This is a genomic window from Pseudomonas fluorescens, assembly GCF_018614655.1.
Taxonomy (GTDB): domain Bacteria; phylum Pseudomonadota; class Gammaproteobacteria; order Pseudomonadales; family Pseudomonadaceae; genus Aquipseudomonas; species Aquipseudomonas fluorescens_BX.
This window is the reverse complement of the sequence record NZ_JAGGOG010000033.1, coordinates 1-17050: the sequence shown is the minus strand read 5'-3', so window position 1 is coordinate 17050 and position 17050 is coordinate 1. Positions and strand designations below refer to the sequence as shown.

Sequence of the window (17050 nt, the reverse complement as noted above, 5' to 3'; positions counted from 1 at the left end):
GAATTCCCCAGTGTTATTTGGCGGGGGGAGAGATTTATTAACTTGCCGCCTGCAGTGCGTAAGGCAGTGTATTGTTGGGAATAGGGCTGTTCGCGTGGTCAAGTTGGTACAACGCCGTGCGGAGGCGTTCAGCTTCATTCACTGCTTTGGACAGTGCATGATGATTCGGCGAGTGGGCGTCGCTCTGGTTGAGCGGTGCATTTGGATTGGAGATTGTTTGGTTTGGGTGATTGGGCGGGGAACTGATTTTTGATTTTTGAACATTCTTTTTTGAACATTTATTTTTTTAATGCGGGTGGTGTTGGAACTAAAGCGTGGAGCATGCCACTTAAGATTTAGGTATTTAGATGGTCTAGACCACAATGAAAATCAACGGCCCCAATGACAGTCCGCTGCAGGTGCGGCCCATTCATTCCACCAAAGTGCAACCCAGCAACGTTCATGTGATCAAGCCAGTGCTGACAGTTGCCAGGATTCGGGAGCCCGTTCTTTATCAGGCCACAGATGAGCATATTGATGCTCTCACAAAACTGTATCGACTGCTCGATCACTCGGGTCATTCCGATCTGGTGTCGCAAGCACGACAGCTGCAACAATATTTACAGCAACATAATATTTTACAGATGGCATTGAAGATTGGTCAAAACGATCCTGCCAGGTCCGAGATTTTATTACATTACAACTTATTGCTCGCGCAAGCGGAGAGTCGAGAGGCTGATGCGCGCACGACTCGTAATTCGATCGAAGAACTCCGACAGCTATATGGCAAGAAAATTCGTGCGGGCTTCAACACAGCTAGTGCAATCGCACTGTTCAGCAGCGACCCGCGTCACCGGAGAGCTTTGCGTGACTTGTATTACAAAATAATCGACGGTAAAGAGCCGTTGGCGTGTTTGATGGAGGAACTACTATCCCATCTGGGGGCTGAACGATTTCGGCGGGGCTTGCGAACACTCCAAAGAGCGTTGGCCGAAGATGTCGCCGCGTTAGAGCCCTCGCTTCCGAAGAAGGTATTGCGGGCGTTACTTTGGAGTCTGAGTGCTTGTGGATGCTTAAGCAGTCTGTTGAAAGACTGCGAGCGACTGCTGGATCGGCTGCATTGTGTGCAAACCAATGGTGTAATGACGCCATTGATAATGGGGAAGAGGATATTGCGTTTTTGCGGTAATGGGCTTTTGAGGCAGGAGCTGATGTTCTTCACTGAGGAAGTATTGGGGCAGAGTGCACAATTCCAACAAAAGTTACACAGTGATTTATATTCTTTATTTCTGAGCCTCCCTCCAGTGCTGTGGCGAGACCTGAAAGCCCGTGAAAAGAGTCTGCTTGTCGTACAAGGGCTGTTTGACAAGACTGGCAAGTCGAATCGACTATATCAGGGGTTGATGACGTCCTCAGTGAATAAACAATGACGGCGCTCATTAAATATCTTAATAAGCTGGCAGTTCAGTTGGTGCGTCGGACCGAAATTATTGGCGCTTTGATAATATTCGCCATAGTTTTCACGATGATTTTGCCATTGCCAACGGAATTGCTTGATGTGTTAATCGCGTTGAATATCTGTATTTCCTCGTTGTTGATCGTGTTAGCCATGTACCTGCCTCGCCCCCTCGCATTTTCAACATTTCCTGCGGTGTTGTTATTAACAACTATGTTTCGACTGTCTTTGTCCATTGCAACCACTCGACTAATTTTGATGGAACAGAACGCGGGAGAGATTGTTGAGGCTTTTGGCGTTTTTGTTGTGGGGGGTAATCTCGCCGTCGGTTTGGTGATTTTCCTCATTATTACCTTGGTTAATTTTCTCGTTATAACTAAAGGTTCCGAACGGGTTGCTGAAGTGGCAGCACGTTTTTCATTAGACGCGATGCCTGGCAAGCAGATGTCCATCGATAGCGACTTACGTGCCAACCTGATAGGTGTCAATGAAGCGCGACATCGTCGCGAGCAACTCTCTAAAGAAAGTCAGCTGTTTGGTGCCATGGATGGTGCCATGAAATTTGTCAAAGGTGATGCTATCGCGGGCTTGGTCATCGTTTGTATAAATCTAGTCGGTGGTTTTGCTGTTGGAGTTCTTCAGCGCGATATGGAGCCAGGTGATGCCATGGAGTTGTACTCCATTTTGACTGTGGGGGATGGATTGATTGCACAAATTCCTTCGCTGCTTATTTCCTTAACGGCTGGCATGATCATTACTCGTGTTTCTGCAGATGACCAGATAGAGAGTGCCAATATTGGCGGCGAAATTGGTGCGCAGATGACGAGTCAGCCCAAGGCTTGGATATTCTCTTCGGTCGGAATGATGGGGTTTGCAGCGGTCCCTGGAATGCCGACTTTAATTTTTATAAGCATGAGCCTTGTGTGTCTCGGCAGCGGAGTGATTCAGATGTTTCGCCAACGCAAACTGGTGGAGCTTGAGGAGCAAGTAAATAGGGCGCGAGAAGCCTCGCCTGATCAACATTGTACCGAGGATATTCGACGCTTTAACCCGTCGCGCCCTTACGTAATGCAATTTCACCCCTGTAACAAAAATACTCCAGAAATTGATGATCTGATGCAAAAGCTACGCCAAGTTCGCAATACATTGGTATACCATTTTGGTTTTACCTTGCCATCCTTGGAATACGAATATGATGCTCAGTGCGAGGAGGACGAGTTTCGCTTTTATGTATACGAGGTTCCATTGTTGCGCGCGACTTTCAATGCTCGGCTGACTGCGATCGCCGCGCATTTAGTTGTAGGCCAGCCGGACGCCATCCCCGGTCGTCCGGAACGTGATGAAGGTCGATGGGTTTGGTTTGAAAACCAGCATCCAATAATAATCGATCATACAGACGAAGCTTTTAGTGCCTCTCAATTACTGATCGAGCGTATGACTCGAGCCTTTCAGATCAGTGGGCCGCAATTTATCGGGCTGCAGGAAAGTAAGGTCATTCTCGGCTGGCTAGAGGCACAACAGTCGGAGCTGGCTCAAGAACTGCAGAGAACGTTACCCCTGGCGTGTTTCGCTTCTGTGCTCCAGTGTTTGGCTAGGGAGATGGTATCACTACGTTCGGTAAGAAAAATAGCCGAAGCACTCATTGAACACGGCCAAAATGTGAGGGAGTTGAACTTACTGATTGACGCTGTGCGTATCGCCCTTAAAGCCCAAATTTGTCACCAGTACGTCCGTGAAGGAGAGCTCAGCGTGTGGCTTTTAACCGCCGAAACGGAAGTGTTACTACGTGATTTACTACTGCGTACTCAAAATGAAGCCTATTTTTCTTTGGATGCAGACATGGCAGCCTGTCTGTTCAAACAATTGCATGAAAGCTTTCCTGAGCGAGGCGATCGTACAGCGGTTCTGCTTGTGACTCAGGATCTACGTAGCCCCTTGCGTAATTTGATCGCCGAGGACTTTCATCATGTCCCTGTTTTGTCGTTTGCTGAGCTGTTAAGTCGAGTTCAGGTTAATGTTTTGGGTAAAATACATTTAGATGATGTGCAACAATCGGACTTTGCTAGGTTTGCAGAGGACGATGTAGATCATGTTTGAACTGCGTGTATTAACGGGGCTTCATCAAGGCGCTGCTTTGCCATTGTGCGGAGATGTATGGACTCTCGGTTCCTCGGAAACTGGTGATTTGACGTTATATGACCCAGGCATTGAGGATCAGCACTGTGTACTACAAAACCTAGGGGATACCTGGTTACTGACTGAAATCAAAGGCCAGATTACGGACGGCGAGGGTCACATAGCCGAGGGCGCTTACCAAGTGGCGTCCGGTGTGCCATTTGCCTTGAATGGTGTATGGCTTATGGTTACCGCAGCCGACACGCTATGGGATGCGGACAGTAACCAGGGATCGCCTGAATTATTCGTGTCAGAGGAGGGCGCTTCAGGCAATAACCGAGGTGTGTCGGTGGGCGGGCGTACAGGCGTTTTGTTATCAAAAGTGCTCGTATTGCTCTGTGCATCCGTGACTATTTTGGGGGCGGTGTTACTTTGGAGAGCTAATACACAACGCTTTGCGGGGGCCGCTCCACAAGTGATGACATCGGAACCAGCACCTGTGGTTAAGATTGTGCTTGAGGACGCTGCCGCCACACGTCAGATTTTACAGCGAATGCTCCGCGAGCGCGAGTTGCAGAGCCAGATCAATATGATTGATCAACCGGGAAAAATCGTTCTGCAAGGCCACTTGGATCAAGGCGATTTGTCGCAGCTGATTGCACGGATGCTGGAGCGGTTCGAACAACAGTATCAAAGTCCAGTCCAGGTGCTCAGTGCTTCGGCACCTGCTATACCAACACTCCCTTTCACGATCCGTCAAATTAGCCATTCGCGTTTGGCCAGTATCCTCACGAGTGAGGGGCGGCGAATGTTCGTTGGAGATGAATACAGAGGTGTGCGGCTGATTGAGGTCAATGATTCCACACTGATCTTTGATGGTGATCGTCGGATTGAGGTGAGTTGGTAATGACGCTGCCGCTCGATCGACTGCAGGCATGGAGCGCACAGTGTAAGGCTCGGTTTGAAATGTATTCTGCGGTTCAAATTTCTGGGTACGTGGAGGGTATTAACGGAACACTTTTGTATGGCCGTGTGCCCCATGCGCGTATCGGTGACCTGTGTTTGATCCAGCAGCATGATGGCGCGCGAATTATGGCAGAGATCGTCGGATTTGATCTTCAGCGCACTGTATTGGCCGCACTCGGCCCATTGGAAGGTATCTCCATTGGCGCATTGATCAAACCACTGTACCAGCAGCATAGCCTGGTGGTCGGGGATCACCTGTTCGGGGTCGTACTTGATGGTTTTGGCCGCTCAATGGACGGTCATAATCGTGGAGCGTTTGCGTCATCTGGAGCGCAGGGGGCGGTAGCGGTCATTCGTGATGCACCGCTTGCCAGCGAACGTCCGCCCATTAGTCATTCGCTAAACACCGGCTTGCGCGCAATTGACGGTTTAATGACGATAGGTGAAGGGCAAAGGGTCGGGGTATTTGCGGGTGCAGGCTGTGGCAAAACTACGCTGCTAGCTGAGATTGCACGCAACGTCGCTTGCGATGTAATTGTCTTCGGTCTGATTGGCGAGCGCGGACGTGAATTGAGAGAGTTTCTTGATCATGAGCTTGATGCAGAATTGCGCAGTCGCACGGTGCTCATTTGCGCCACTTCGGACCGCAGCAGTATGGAACGAGCTCGTGCAGCGTTTACCGCAACGGCGGTCGCTGAGGGTTTTCGTGATCAAGGCAGATCTACTTTATTAATTATTGATTCTCTTACGCGATTTGCTCGTGCTCAGCGTGAGATTGGCTTGGCTGGTGGTGAGCCCACCGGGCGAGGTGGCTTACCGCCTTCGGTGTATAGCCTTTTACCAAGGCTCGTTGAGCGTGCCGGCCGAACCAAACAGGGGGTGATCACGGCGCTCTACTCTGTGTTAATGGAGCAAGACTCTATGCACGATCCCGTTGCTGATGAAGCGCGTTCACTGCTTGATGGGCATATCGTCCTTTCACGCACGTTGGCCGAACGTGGTCATTTCCCGGCGGTGGATATTTTGAGCAGTTTAAGTCGCACGATGAATCAAGTGGTGGGAACTGATCACCAGCAAGGTGCCACTCAGTTACGTCGATTACTGGCGGCCTACGATCAAGTAGAAATGCTTCTCAAGTTAGGGGAGTATCAACACGGACATGACCTGTATACCGATTACGCGATTTCATCACGGGTGAACATTGATAATTTCTTAAAGCAGTCGCTGCGTAGTCCGGTTTCGCTACAGGAAACTTTGGAGTTCCTCTTGGAGGTTACTGCTGATGCCCCGCTTTGAATATGAGTCGCAACAGGAGACTGAAGGCGTCCAATCCACACCTTTTTCGGTGATGTTGGATCAACTTAAACTGATCAGAAATCATCGTCTGGTGATGGCGACGCATTCTTGGCAACGACAACGCAGAGTGTTGGGCGAGTTGGTGAATCGGTTAGAGCAGCTGAAACATGAAATTCAAGAGAGGAACGTGAATTACGGAATGGTGGGCAAAACCCAGCTGGCGTATTTTGCAATGCAGCGTATGCCATTAAGTGAAATAAATAAATGGTTGGAAAAAGAAAGGCACGCGTTGTCTGAAATCCAGCGGGTTCAAAAAAAGCTTGATGCGCTGAATGAGGACATTCAATTGCAGCGAAGTTGGGTAGAGGAAAGTTATGAGAAAATGATCCGTCTACAATGCCAAGTTGAAAAGCTCAATTGCATGGGTGAGTTGACATGATGCGAGGAATGGCGGCGACCCCGGTAATAAAGAATGGCCTGATGATCGCCAAAGTGGTCGAGATGGTGCCAACGCATGATGGCAGGGAAGAAAGCTGGTTAAGTCGTAAGATTTCCCAGGTTGACAGCGAAACCTTTGCATTGATGCTAGATGATCAGCGCTCACCTTCAATGTATCCAGGTTATATAAGTCATTCAGGGTTGCTCTCTTCTGGCGATGTCGAAAGTTCAGTGGAGGAAAGCAATCGCAATCAGTTGGGTGCGGTATATTACTCCATGACGACGCTGGCAGTTACTAAACAGCATGCGTTTACGAAGGGCGAACCGCTTGAAATTTATCTCGAACTACCGAAGTGGGGGGGTATCGTCATGAAGATGAGTCAACAAGGTGACGCGATAACAATAGCTTTGCATTTTATCAATGCACGCGCTAAGCAAATAGCTGAAAAAAATCGAGAGTGCCATCGTCGTTGGCTCGGCCTGCAGTTGAAGAAAAAGGTATCACTGTCGCTGTTCAGCGATGTGTAATAAGTATGGCCATGCTTCGGTTGAGCCTGCGTTCCATGTCAATTAAAGAGGCAGAAGTGCGAACGCGTGTCGGTGCTGGCGTTGCCTTAGTTCTTTCGGGTGCGATTCGTGCAGTTTTGCAGATTAGATTGGCGCCAGTACCATTCAGTCATTCACCGCGTACAGCGGTTGAAACGGCATGTGGTACCTTATGGCTGGACAATGTACAGTCTTTATTAGACAGTTTTTCAAAATGCCCGGCGATAATCTTCGGTTCAGGCACCACTGAAGAGGCGAGTGATTGGTATTGGTCGCTCTACAACCATTATATGCTGCCTGAGTTGCGGGCCTTACTCAGCCCATTAAGAGTTTTTCAGGCAGCTCCGATAGGAGGGCTCGATTGTCTGTTGGAGGTCAAGGCAGATGAGGGGGGGAGTCAATGTATCAGCAGAGTAAGAATGTCCCCGGCAACGGTGTTGGGCATATTGGAGAGGGGCGATTGGCTGCCGGTTGAAACCCCGCGAAGTGATGATTGGCGATTAACAGTGCCTTTGATACTGGGTTATGTCCAGTTAAGCCCTCGACAATTGCGTTCAATAAATATCGGAGATGCACTGTTCGCTGAGCAGTCAATGTTTAGTTGTGACGGCGCAGGCAGTGTGATAATCGGCAGTTGTCGCCTCTATTTGCAGCAAGAGACGACGCACAAAACAGAATTGCGGTTTACTTACATTGGATGTGAGGAGTTTTCGATGCCCCTGGATCCGCCAGACGCTTTTATGAGGGACGGTCACTCATGCACAGATCCTGACCCCGTAACAGACTCCAGTGCTTTAGATGAGCAGACAGAGATGGATGAAGGCTTCACTGGCATCGACGATTTACCTTTAACACTAACGCTTCGCGCCGGTACGCACAGCTCAAGTTTCGGTGAGCTCAAACGGCTCAGCGTGGGGTCGGTACTTTGTTTCAGTGGCTGTCTACCTGGTCAGGCGCAGCTGTATCAGGGTGATCGTATGTTGGCCCAAGGTGACTTAGTGGATATTGACGGGCTATTGGGGTTGCAGATTACCCGACTGGAGATCGGTCGGTGAATTTGCAAAATATTGATGCATTGACATTGGCGGTTTTGCTCGGGGGGCTTTCTTTACTACCCTTGTTGATGATTATATGCACCGCCTTTCTTAAAGTTTCAATGGTCTTGCTCATTACACGCAATGCGATCGGTGTTCAGCAAGTTCCGCCTAATATGGCGCTTTATGGCATCGCGTTAGCAGCAACTTTATTTATCATGGCGCCGATTTTCAGTGAAATGAGTAAACGGGCCTCGAGCGTTTCATTGCCGCTCGAAGGTTATTCCACCATGGTGGCGGCGGGTCAGCATGTGGTACAACCGCTGCGTCAATTTATGGCCCGAAATGTTGATCTCGATATACAGACGCACTTGCTAGAAAACGCCCAACGTATGTGGCCAAAAGAGATGGCGGAGAACGTTGCTCGTGACGATTTACTCCTGATTATACCCGCGTTTGTTCTTTCTGAGCTGAAAGCGGGTTTTCAGATTGGTTTTCTAATTTATATTCCATTCATCGTAATCGATCTAATTGTTTCAAATATTTTGCTGGCTCTTGGGATGCAAATGGTTGCCCCAATGACGGTTTCGCTCCCGCTAAAAATACTGCTCTTTGTCTTGGCAGACGGGTGGACACGACTGCTGGATGGGCTATTTTACAGTTACCTATGAGTTTTTTATGGACATTTTAACTCTTTTTAAACAGGCAATGTTGCTGGTTGTTTTATTATCGGCTCCGCCATTGATTGTCGCTGTGGTCGTAGGCGTGCTTACGTCATTGTTGCAAGCGGTGATGCAGTTGCAGGATCAAACCTTACCTTTTGCGCTCAAGTTATTGGCTGTGGGGATAGCGCTTGCCCTGTCCGGCCGTTGGATTGGTCTAGAGCTACTTCAGTTGATCAATGTTGCATTCACCTTGATTTACCAAACGAGATCCGGTGATGTTTGATGTCTTGATCGATGAAATGACGGCGACTCTAATGGCAATGACATTAGCCATGGCTCGTTTATTTCCATGTTTATTGCTGGTCCCGGTATTCGCTTTTCGCGAGTTCAGGGGGATGTTGCGCACTGCTATTGTCATTGCATTAGCGGTGATGCCCATGCCAACCATAAAGTTTGCTTTGGTAGGGGAGGACTTGGGGTGGTTGGTTCTAGTCGGTTTGCTATTCAAAGAAAGTTTGATTGGTTTTTTGATCGGCCTGCTGCTGGCGATGCCGTTTTGGATGTACGAATCTATCGGTTGTTTATTTGATAATCAACGAGGTGCGCTGGCTGGAGGTCAAATAAACCCGGCATTGGGAGACAACACCTCTGAGCTCGGCCATATGTTCAAGCAGATGTTGGTCATGTTGTTGATTGTCGCTGGCGGCTATACTGCGTTGACCCAGATTATCTGGGAAAGCTATGCATTTTGGCCGCCGACTCAATGGTTTCCGGTCTTTACCGCTCAAGGCCTCGAGCATCTGCTGGCGCTGCTCGCGGCAAGCTTCCGCGTAATGGTGCTGTATGCGTTTCCGTTAGTGGGACTGTTGTTAATGATTGAATTCGGTATGGCGGTTTTAAACTTGTATGGCCCGCAACTGCAAGTATCAATTTTGGCCATGCCGGTGAAGAGTTTAGTGGGGTTGGCTTTTTTTGTTGTTTATTTTTCTATGTTGTCCTGGCTCGGCACTGCCCAACTGGATAACATCAGGGACCTCAAGCATGTTCTGCCGTTGTTGATTCAAGCACCGTAAGCATTTTGATATGGATTTGAGGCGTTGTAACCGTTCGGGTGAATATTGTTATGGCGGAAAAAACCGAAAAACCGACACCCAAAAAACTCAAGGATGCCAGGGCGAAAGGTGAGGTTGGACAAAGCCAGGATATTCCAAAATTATTGATTCTGGTTGCGCTAATGGAGGTGATACTTATGCTTTCGCCAGGCGGTATGGATCGTTTTCAGTTTCTTATTGAGTCGTCCATCAATAATATCGGTCAACCTTTTAATGTTGCTCTGATGGAGGCGCTAAGCAAGGCCGGTTGGGAATTGGTGCTGTTTATGTTGCCAGTACTTGCGATCGCAATCGTGATGCGCTGCGCTGGGGGGTGGCTTCAGTTTGGTATCCTTTTCGCCCCGCAAACATTGGCTCAAGGATTGCAACGGTTTAATCCTGTCAATCAAGTAAAACAAATGTTTTCATCGCGACAGCTGGTTAATCTTCTAAGCAACTTGTGTAAGGCGATTGTTATTGCCCTGGTTTTATATTTAATCTTGTCACCTCGTTTGGGCAGTCTGATTAACGCAGCCAATACGGATCTTCACACTTACTGGGTCGTACTCGCTGAATTGCTGACCAGTTTGACGCGGGTCTGTGTGGGGGTTCTCTTGGTGATTTCGGTGGCGGATTGGGCTCTACAGAAATTTTTCTTTATCAAGCAGCAGCGAATGAGTATTGAAGACGTGCGTAAGGAATATAAGGATGTTGAAGGCGATCCGCATATGAGGTCTTATCGTAAGTCACTGGCCCGAGAAGTGGCTGAGGAGTCACCAACCAGCTCTTCACAAGCATCTCCGGTTGAAGCAGCAGATCTGTTAGTCGTTAATCCAAGCCACTATGCCGTAGCATTAAGTTATAATCCGCAGCTAATTCCCTTGCCGCGGATAACTTGTAAAGGGCATGACGCACTCGCCAGAGAGATGATCGAGCGCGCACATCGCGCGGGCATCCCGGTGATACGCTTTGTCTGGTTGGCCCGCACGTTATTTCGAAGTGAGGTCGAAGAATATATTCCCCGTGAAACCCTTCAAGCCGTTGCTCAAGTCTATCGATTGTTGCGTGAGATAGAGGAGGCTACCCCTGGTGTGTTAATCGAGATGCCCACGGAACTGAATTCACGTATTGAATGATAACGTTATTTCGTAAGACCTTATTGTAAAAATCAGAAAGTAAATCTTGGCAGGCTGCGGATGTCCGTAGTAGTTGTCGGTATATCCGAAATAGTAAGCTGTCACTACTCGTGCGTGAAAATATTTTCCTGTCGGCGACGTTAACCTGTCAAATAGGCGTTCAACGACCTCATTAAACGGTTGCTACGCCCCTGCCGGATCTTCTTTTTTTCAGTCTGTGGTAGCCCCTAACAAGACTGAGTCCCGTATGCTCCAGGCTACAGGGAATGCTCACCACAGGAAGACTGCTCAACGTAAGGGATCCATGAACACCACATTCAAAGACGACAGTTGATCCCCGAAGCTGTGCTCCCGATTTCTCTCTGGAGCCAGCACGTCATGATGCGACCCGACCCGAAAGTCGAAAAGGTATACCTCTACCCCAAACCGGTGGACTTGCGAAAGTCCATCGACGGTCTGGCCGCCGCCTTGGTAGAGCCGGATATCAAAGTGGCCGTGCCCGATCCCGTGCTTTTTGTTTTTCTGATTCACCACCGCAACCGGGTGTACATCCTCTATTGCGAGCGCAACGGCTTGTGCCTTTAGCTCAAGCGCTTGGAGTCCGAGCGATTCAAAACATCGCCCGATCTCAGCGACGAAGTAATCGTTCTGACTGTTCAGGAACTGAACTGGTTGCTCGACGGTTTTGACCTCTGGCGCTACCGGCGTCATCAAGTTTTGACCCCTCGCTACGTGGCATGACCCGGTATAATCCGGGCCATGATTTCTCTGCCCGACAACCTCCCTGACGGCCCCGTTTTGCTCAAGCCAATGCTGCTTGAGGCACTCAATCACCAGGAAGAAGTGGCCCAGTCTTGCCAGACTCACATCGTCGATCTGAAAGAGCAGATCAAGCTGTTGCGTGACCGTTTGTTCGAGCGTAAATCCGAGCAGACAGCAGAGCCCAACACGCCGCAACTTGCACTGTTCAATGAGCCTGAAAGCGAGCCGATGCCGGCAATCGGCGACGTTGGTCAAGGAGTTGTTTCACCGGTACTGCGCCGTGGCAAACGCAAGCCTCTGCCCGCCGACTTGCCCCGTATCGACGTCATCCACGAACTGCCCGAGCACGAGCTGACTTGTGCTTGCGGCTGCCGCAAGCACGTCATTGGCGAGGAAACCAGCGAGCAGCTGGAAATCGTGCCGATGCAGATCCGCGTGATCAAACACATCCGCAAGGTCTACGCCTGCCGTGGCTGTGAAACTGCGCCGGTCACCGCTGACAAGCCAGCGCAATTAATTGAAAAGAGCATGGCCAGCCCCAGCGTGTTGGCGATGTTGCTAACCACCAAATACGTCGACGGTCTGCCGCTGCATCGCTTCGAAAAAGTACTCGGTCGCCACGGCATCGATATTCCACGACAAACCTTGGCACGTTGGGTCATCCAGTGCGGCGAACACCTGCAACCGCTGCTCAACTTGATGCGGGATCGACTGCTGGAAAGTCGCGTAATCCACTGCGACGAAACGCGTGTCCAGGTGATGAAAGAGCCTGATCGAGAGCCGACCAGTCAGTCCTGGATGTGGGTACAAACCGCCGGACCGCCGAATCAGCCAGTGATCCTTTTTGATTACTCGACCAGCCGAGCGCAAGAGGTGCCGTCGCGCCTGCTCGAAGGTTATCGCGGCTATCTGATGACCGACGATTACGCCGGTTATAACGCCTTGGGCGCGCAGGCTGGTGTCGAACGTTTAGGCTGCTGGGCCCATGCGCGACGCAAGTTTGTCGAGGCGCAAAAAGTGCAACCCAAGGGCAAAACCGGGCGTGCCGATATCGCCCTGAATCTGATCAACAAGCTGTACGGTATCGAGCGCGATTTAAAAGAAATCGGCGATGAACATCGCCATGAAGGTCAACAGCAAAACAGCCTGCCGGTGCTGGCGCAGTGACACGCCTGGCTGGAGAAAACCCAGCCTCAAGTAACCGCGCAGAACGCGCTGGGCAAAGCCATCAGTTATCTGGCCAACAACTGGAACAAGTTGGTGCGCTACACCGAAGCCGATTTTTTGCCGATCAACAACAACCCGGCAGAGCGCGCAATAAAGCCATTTGTGATTGGTCGCGAAGCCTGGCGTTTAGTGATACGCCCAAGGGGGCCACGGCCAGTGCTCAGATCTACAGTTTGGTCGAGACCGCCAAGGTCAACGGCAAACGCCTCGTCGGTTGAGGACTACGAAGCACTGCTGCCGTGGAGCTGTTCACCGGAAATTCCATGGTAAGTCGCTAACCCATACTCGGCGTCGTATCGGGTTGAGGCGCCAGGCTGGCCAGTATTGCTGATAAACGCCGTGACTGAAAACATGCCAAAGCGGCTGACAGGCGTGAACCAAAGGTAGGGAGTTGGTTATTTCTGTGGGATGTGGAGATACGTCATCACAAGGCTCCCAGCGAAAAGGCAGGCTCTAACCTGGTCGTGTGACAGGTGAGGAACGTGGTAAGCCCATACTGCTGCTTTTTGGGCAGGCAAGCCGTAAGGTGAGCTGTTGGCCCTGTGGGTAAGGGGTCGCAGAGAAAGCGAACGCCAGGCTGTAATGGTTCGGATAGGGGTTGGAACATCACCCCACGGGAAACCGGGCAGACGTCTGCGCGGTCGTTGATTGCATAAAGTCTGATGGGACTGTCTCAGGAGTAGCGAGAGCAGGCCAGCATGATAGAGCACGGGCGAAAGCGCGTGTCTGCTGCCTGCCCCCTATCACCACTATCGGAGGGAGGTGTAGTCGACCCGGAACTGATTGCCAAGGTGTATTGGCTCCAGGGACGCAGAAAGGCCGATACGCCGGTCTTCCTCGGAAGGCTGACCAACGGTTTGAGCCGTATGCGGTGAAAATCGCACGTACGGTTCTCAGGGGGCCTTGGATCAGTAATGACCTGGGGCTACCCGACTAGAAAACCAGGAGCGAAATAGTCTGAGGAGCAGCGCCGTAACGTAAATGTCCGGTGCTGCCCTCAGTGTTCATGGACATCACCGCTCACGTCAGCTGCTGTGGCCCCTGAAAATTGATAATCTCCCCGGGGAGTCATGTTTTTCTATTATGGTTCTCAAAAATACCCTGAAGCCTCCGGTTGTTTCCATATCGATCAAAGGCTGCACGCCAGCGTCCTCTACCAGCTGTCAGCTGTATCAAGTTGCGGTACATCTCGCCAATAATAACCATCAATTTTCTTGCTGGGAAATTTATTGCCCTAAATATTGCGCGTATGTCGTCACTCAGCTGACGGCATTTTTCATAGCCTTCAGCCAGCGAAGACCGCGCCCACGATGAGGGTAAGGGAAGAGTGGAGGGCGCAAGGGTGGTGCGAGCATGCAGTTGGCGCAGCGGGATCATAAGCAACGCCTAAGAGATGGGTTGAATTCACAATCGGCTTGTGGATTGCGTGGTAGAGAAAGTCAGCAGAGTCCCTGGATGCGTATCTCTAAAAGTATCAACTTATGGTTTCGCCTTGTCCGTGGTGCATTGCCTCAAGCGATCATGACCTCGGCTTGTTGCCATTCGATTTGCGCTAGAGTGCGTATGCCTTGATTACTTTAAAGAGTGCGACGAATATTCAAAGAGGGGCAGGTTTATTGTTTTTTGAAATTTCGTCGGCAGATGCTTGGAACTCCGAAGGAGCGTAGGGGGAATTCGATCAGCCTTAATCGCGCGATATTGAAACTAATCAATGGCATGTTTAATCGTTTGTTGAAAATCAATGGCCGGTTTTATTGCTTCCCGGTCTCCCTCAATACCTTGATCGCTGGTGGCGGAACAGAAGGCTTACCTCGAATGCGTCCATGAGTGATTGTTTCCTACTATTACCTTTTCACTCGCTGAAAATAATTTTTCTGTAACCGATATTGCCTGATTTTCCCAACCATCTGAAACAATACCTTTGTTCCTTACGTCGGAGATTATGGTTATCGATTCTCTATAGGAGGCGTAATCCGGATTGTTTCTAAAAAATATTTTACTGAGCGTCTTGGGCCCCCATGCATTTGCAACGTCGGACATATATTTCGCCATTCTTTCAAGTTCATCAGATGATGCTGATTCCAGGCTGGAAACAAATGGTCTATTTTTAAAGTCGTCTGGAGATTTATTCCAGGCGTCATATCCTTCCTCAAGTACGGCCTTCAGCATGTCATTGTTAGGGGAGGAGCCAAAAAAATTATTACCAATATCGTACTCCATTGATAAAAGCTCATTGCTTATTATGGTGGAAGGGATTATGTTGTTCTTGCCCACATAGTACATGCCGGTAAAAAAATCATCCGTGAGTTTGTCATCAATATCCAGATAAAATCCTCCTTTTTTATCAAGTAACCAAAGTCTGTAAATGTCGCTGGCTACCGCGCGATTAGCATCCGCCCCACGGCTGAACATTTTGAACGCATCATGATACTTCGTTTCGGTGAAGCTCTTGAATTCTGTAGTATTTTTCATATCAACAATATTGGCGCTTTTGATTTCTTCGCGCAGCTTATTCAGAACTTCAGGGGCGCCACTTTCAAGTAAGACATTTAAATTTAGGTTGTAGCCATTTTTTTGAGCGCGCGTCAAATTTTCTTTTATATTGGACTTCTGTTCCAGCAGCTTATCCGCTGAACCTATCCAGATTTGCTCAACGTTATGTGGCACTTCAACTGCCCCTGGCACTTCTCCGACACCTTTCAGCATACCCAATGGCGGCTCTTTAGATACCTTAAACGCCTTCAATGCCTGAGTGCGTTGTTCAGACGTTGCTGGTAGGGCCGGCTCAGATGCCTCCACCATGACCTTTTTGCGCACGTCAAACACTAAAAGCTTTCCGTTATCGGCTCTCATCCAGGAGTTTGCATCTAGCGAGAAATAAACCGAAACCGCCTGGTCATTTATTTTTACTTCAAAGGGAGGGGGTTCAGGGAAGTCTTTCATGCGAACTCCTCTGAATAATGGGGAATTAAAATTGACATCGACAGCGTCAAGTCTAACCATTTTAAATTTACTTCCTTTTTTGCCTCCACCGACCCCCCGGTTTTCCTCAGGCCGCACTTCCAGCTTGCCGTTAACTTCCTCAACTACACGCGGGTGCAAGATATCACCGGCCTTATAGATTACATGGTTGCCGTTCTGATAATCACTTAGATAGTAGTCGCCATTCAGTTTCTGGTAAGTCTGTCCCGAGATGGGGTTTTTGTAACGTCCTCGTACCCCGTTCTCGATAAGTTGCAGACGGTCACGCTGGTCCGCATCCATGGTCACTGCCCAATCCAATACGTTCGCCGGCACCACATCAGCTCCGGTCGAGGTCGCCGACCCAGGGAGTACCTCTATTTTGTTCCACTCGTCTTTGGGCAGCGTAGTGCGTGTTACCCCCCCTGCCTGAGAATGATTTTCCGACACTAGATGAGATGCCTTGTTCAGAAGCTCATTCTTGTTATCGTAATACCGTTTTTGTTCGTTCGTTGGCATCATGTTGAAAATATCTTCAGGGAGCGACTGGATGTCTATTGGATACACTTTTTGATGCTGTTCTGAGTAGATAAAGTTTTTTAACTGTAAATCTTGATGATGCATGCCAAGTTTTTCCATTCCTTCAAGCACACGTTTCAATAGACCTGTCACATTCGAGGGGAGGCTTCTCGGCCCGAAGTCGCTGAGTGGCTTGCCGTCTAGTTTGGGCATTTTGATGTAGGATTTTCCGTTTTCAAAAATGACCTGCGCAAAGTGTTCACCATAATATTTGTTCAGCCATCCCGTTTCATCCGTGACAAATTGAGGAATTTTTGTTGCGTTATTTCCATCGAAAGCCTTGTACACGCTTTTTCCGTCGTGGCTTTCATAAACTATCGCTTCGCCCCCGCGGCCGATTTCTTTGCCCAAATCTGAGAGTACAGTGGCGTCACTTACACTGTGAGCTAGATTGTTATTGGCCGGGGAAGTCGGTTCTGCCTGTGCTGCGGGTTCATTCACCGCATCCAGCCCCCTCCCCACGGCACCCTCCGCCTCCGGCACGACTGCCCGCGGCCCGAACGAATACTCCCTTTCCGCTTCACGGTACGTCCACGCATACGCTTGTGGTTGCGGCCGGACCGCCGCTGTACTTTCCTCCACCTCAGCACCACCCGGCACCACCTCGTGCGCCAGTTGCAGTGCCGCCAAAAACGCAGCGAAGCTTCCTCCCGAACGCTCCTCCACTGTTGGGCCCCATTCGCTGTCGTGAATACCGAATGCCAGATTACCCACGTTGCCAAGGATAGGTATCCAGGCCGGCCCCTTGTCCCATACTTCCTTCCATGCCTTCCATCGCTGCTGCGACGTACCGAATACC

14 protein-coding genes and 1 pseudogene are annotated in these 17050 nt (G+C 49.8%); 14 read left to right on the top strand and 1 reads right to left on the bottom strand.

Going from position 1 to position 17050, the window contains the following annotated elements; genetic code table 11:
* The first annotated feature begins 362 nt into the window (after window positions 1-362).
* The 14 genes and pseudogenes from J7E41_RS26070 to tnpC all read left to right on the top strand — a co-directional run bounded on the left by J7E41_RS26070 (window position 363) and on the right by tnpC (window position 12981).
* Window positions 363-1409: an HrpJ domain-containing protein gene (locus tag J7E41_RS26070; protein WP_214997136.1), complete on the top strand. Its 1047-nt coding sequence runs from the start codon at window positions 363-365 to the stop codon at window positions 1407-1409.
* Entirely contained in the window at window positions 1406-3532 is a 2127-nt protein-coding gene (gene sctV / locus J7E41_RS26065; RefSeq protein ID WP_214997135.1) for a type III secretion system export apparatus subunit SctV, read from the top strand. Before J7E41_RS26070 ends, sctV begins: the two co-directional genes overlap by 4 nt.
* Complete coding sequence (locus J7E41_RS26060; RefSeq protein WP_214997134.1) at window positions 3525-4457, top strand: FHA domain-containing protein; 933 nt, start codon at window positions 3525-3527, stop codon at window positions 4455-4457. Before sctV ends, J7E41_RS26060 begins: the two co-directional genes overlap by 8 nt.
* The gene (locus tag J7E41_RS26055) at window positions 4457-5812 is read left to right on the top strand and encodes a FliI/YscN family ATPase (RefSeq protein WP_214997133.1); all 1356 of its coding nucleotides are present in this window, start codon (window positions 4457-4459) and stop codon (window positions 5810-5812) included. Before J7E41_RS26060 ends, J7E41_RS26055 begins: the two co-directional genes overlap by 1 nt.
* Window positions 5799-6251: a hypothetical protein gene (locus tag J7E41_RS26050; RefSeq protein ID WP_214997132.1), complete on the top strand. Its 453-nt coding sequence runs from the start codon at window positions 5799-5801 to the stop codon at window positions 6249-6251. Before J7E41_RS26055 ends, J7E41_RS26050 begins: the two co-directional genes overlap by 14 nt.
* Window positions 6252-6292: 41 nt before the next feature.
* Window positions 6293-6778 carry a hypothetical protein gene (locus J7E41_RS26045; RefSeq protein WP_214997131.1) on the top strand — a complete coding sequence of 162 codons (486 nt, stop codon included), beginning with the start codon at window positions 6293-6295 and terminating at the stop codon, window positions 6776-6778.
* 35 nt (window positions 6779-6813) lie between these two features.
* Window positions 6814-7851, top strand: coding sequence for a FliM/FliN family flagellar motor switch protein (locus tag J7E41_RS26040; RefSeq protein WP_214997130.1), 1038 nt, complete (start codon window positions 6814-6816; stop codon window positions 7849-7851).
* Window positions 7848-8501, top strand: a complete 654-nt coding sequence (gene sctR, locus J7E41_RS26035) for a type III secretion system export apparatus subunit SctR (RefSeq protein ID WP_214997129.1) — start codon at window positions 7848-7850, stop codon at window positions 8499-8501. Before J7E41_RS26040 ends, sctR begins: the two co-directional genes overlap by 4 nt.
* Window positions 8502-8508: 7 nt before the next feature.
* Window positions 8509-8778, top strand: a complete 270-nt coding sequence (gene sctS / locus J7E41_RS26030) for a type III secretion system export apparatus subunit SctS (RefSeq protein ID WP_214997128.1) — start codon at window positions 8509-8511, stop codon at window positions 8776-8778.
* Complete coding sequence (sctT, locus tag J7E41_RS26025) at window positions 8771-9568, top strand: type III secretion system export apparatus subunit SctT (protein WP_214997127.1); 798 nt, start codon at window positions 8771-8773, stop codon at window positions 9566-9568. Before sctS ends, sctT begins: the two co-directional genes overlap by 8 nt.
* 50 nt (window positions 9569-9618) lie before the next feature.
* Complete coding sequence (gene sctU / locus J7E41_RS26020; RefSeq protein ID WP_214997126.1) at window positions 9619-10722, top strand: type III secretion system export apparatus subunit SctU; 1104 nt, start codon at window positions 9619-9621, stop codon at window positions 10720-10722.
* A gap of 378 nt (window positions 10723-11100) precedes the next feature.
* Window positions 11101-11307, top strand: coding sequence for an IS66 family insertion sequence element accessory protein TnpB (gene tnpB / locus J7E41_RS28625; protein WP_435304142.1), 207 nt, complete (start codon window positions 11101-11103; stop codon window positions 11305-11307).
* A gap of 9 nt (window positions 11308-11316) precedes the next feature.
* Window positions 11317-11463, top strand: coding sequence for a hypothetical protein (locus J7E41_RS28620; protein WP_435304141.1), 147 nt, complete (start codon window positions 11317-11319; stop codon window positions 11461-11463).
* A gap of 18 nt (window positions 11464-11481) precedes the next feature.
* Window positions 11482-12981: pseudogene (gene tnpC / locus J7E41_RS26010) on the top strand (IS66 family transposase).
* Window positions 12982-14517: 1536 nt separating this feature from the next.
* Here the strand turns inward: tnpC and J7E41_RS26005 are convergent.
* On the bottom strand, window positions 14518-17050 hold a 2533-nt coding region (locus tag J7E41_RS26005), incomplete at its 5' end, for an OspG family effector kinase (protein ID WP_285229524.1).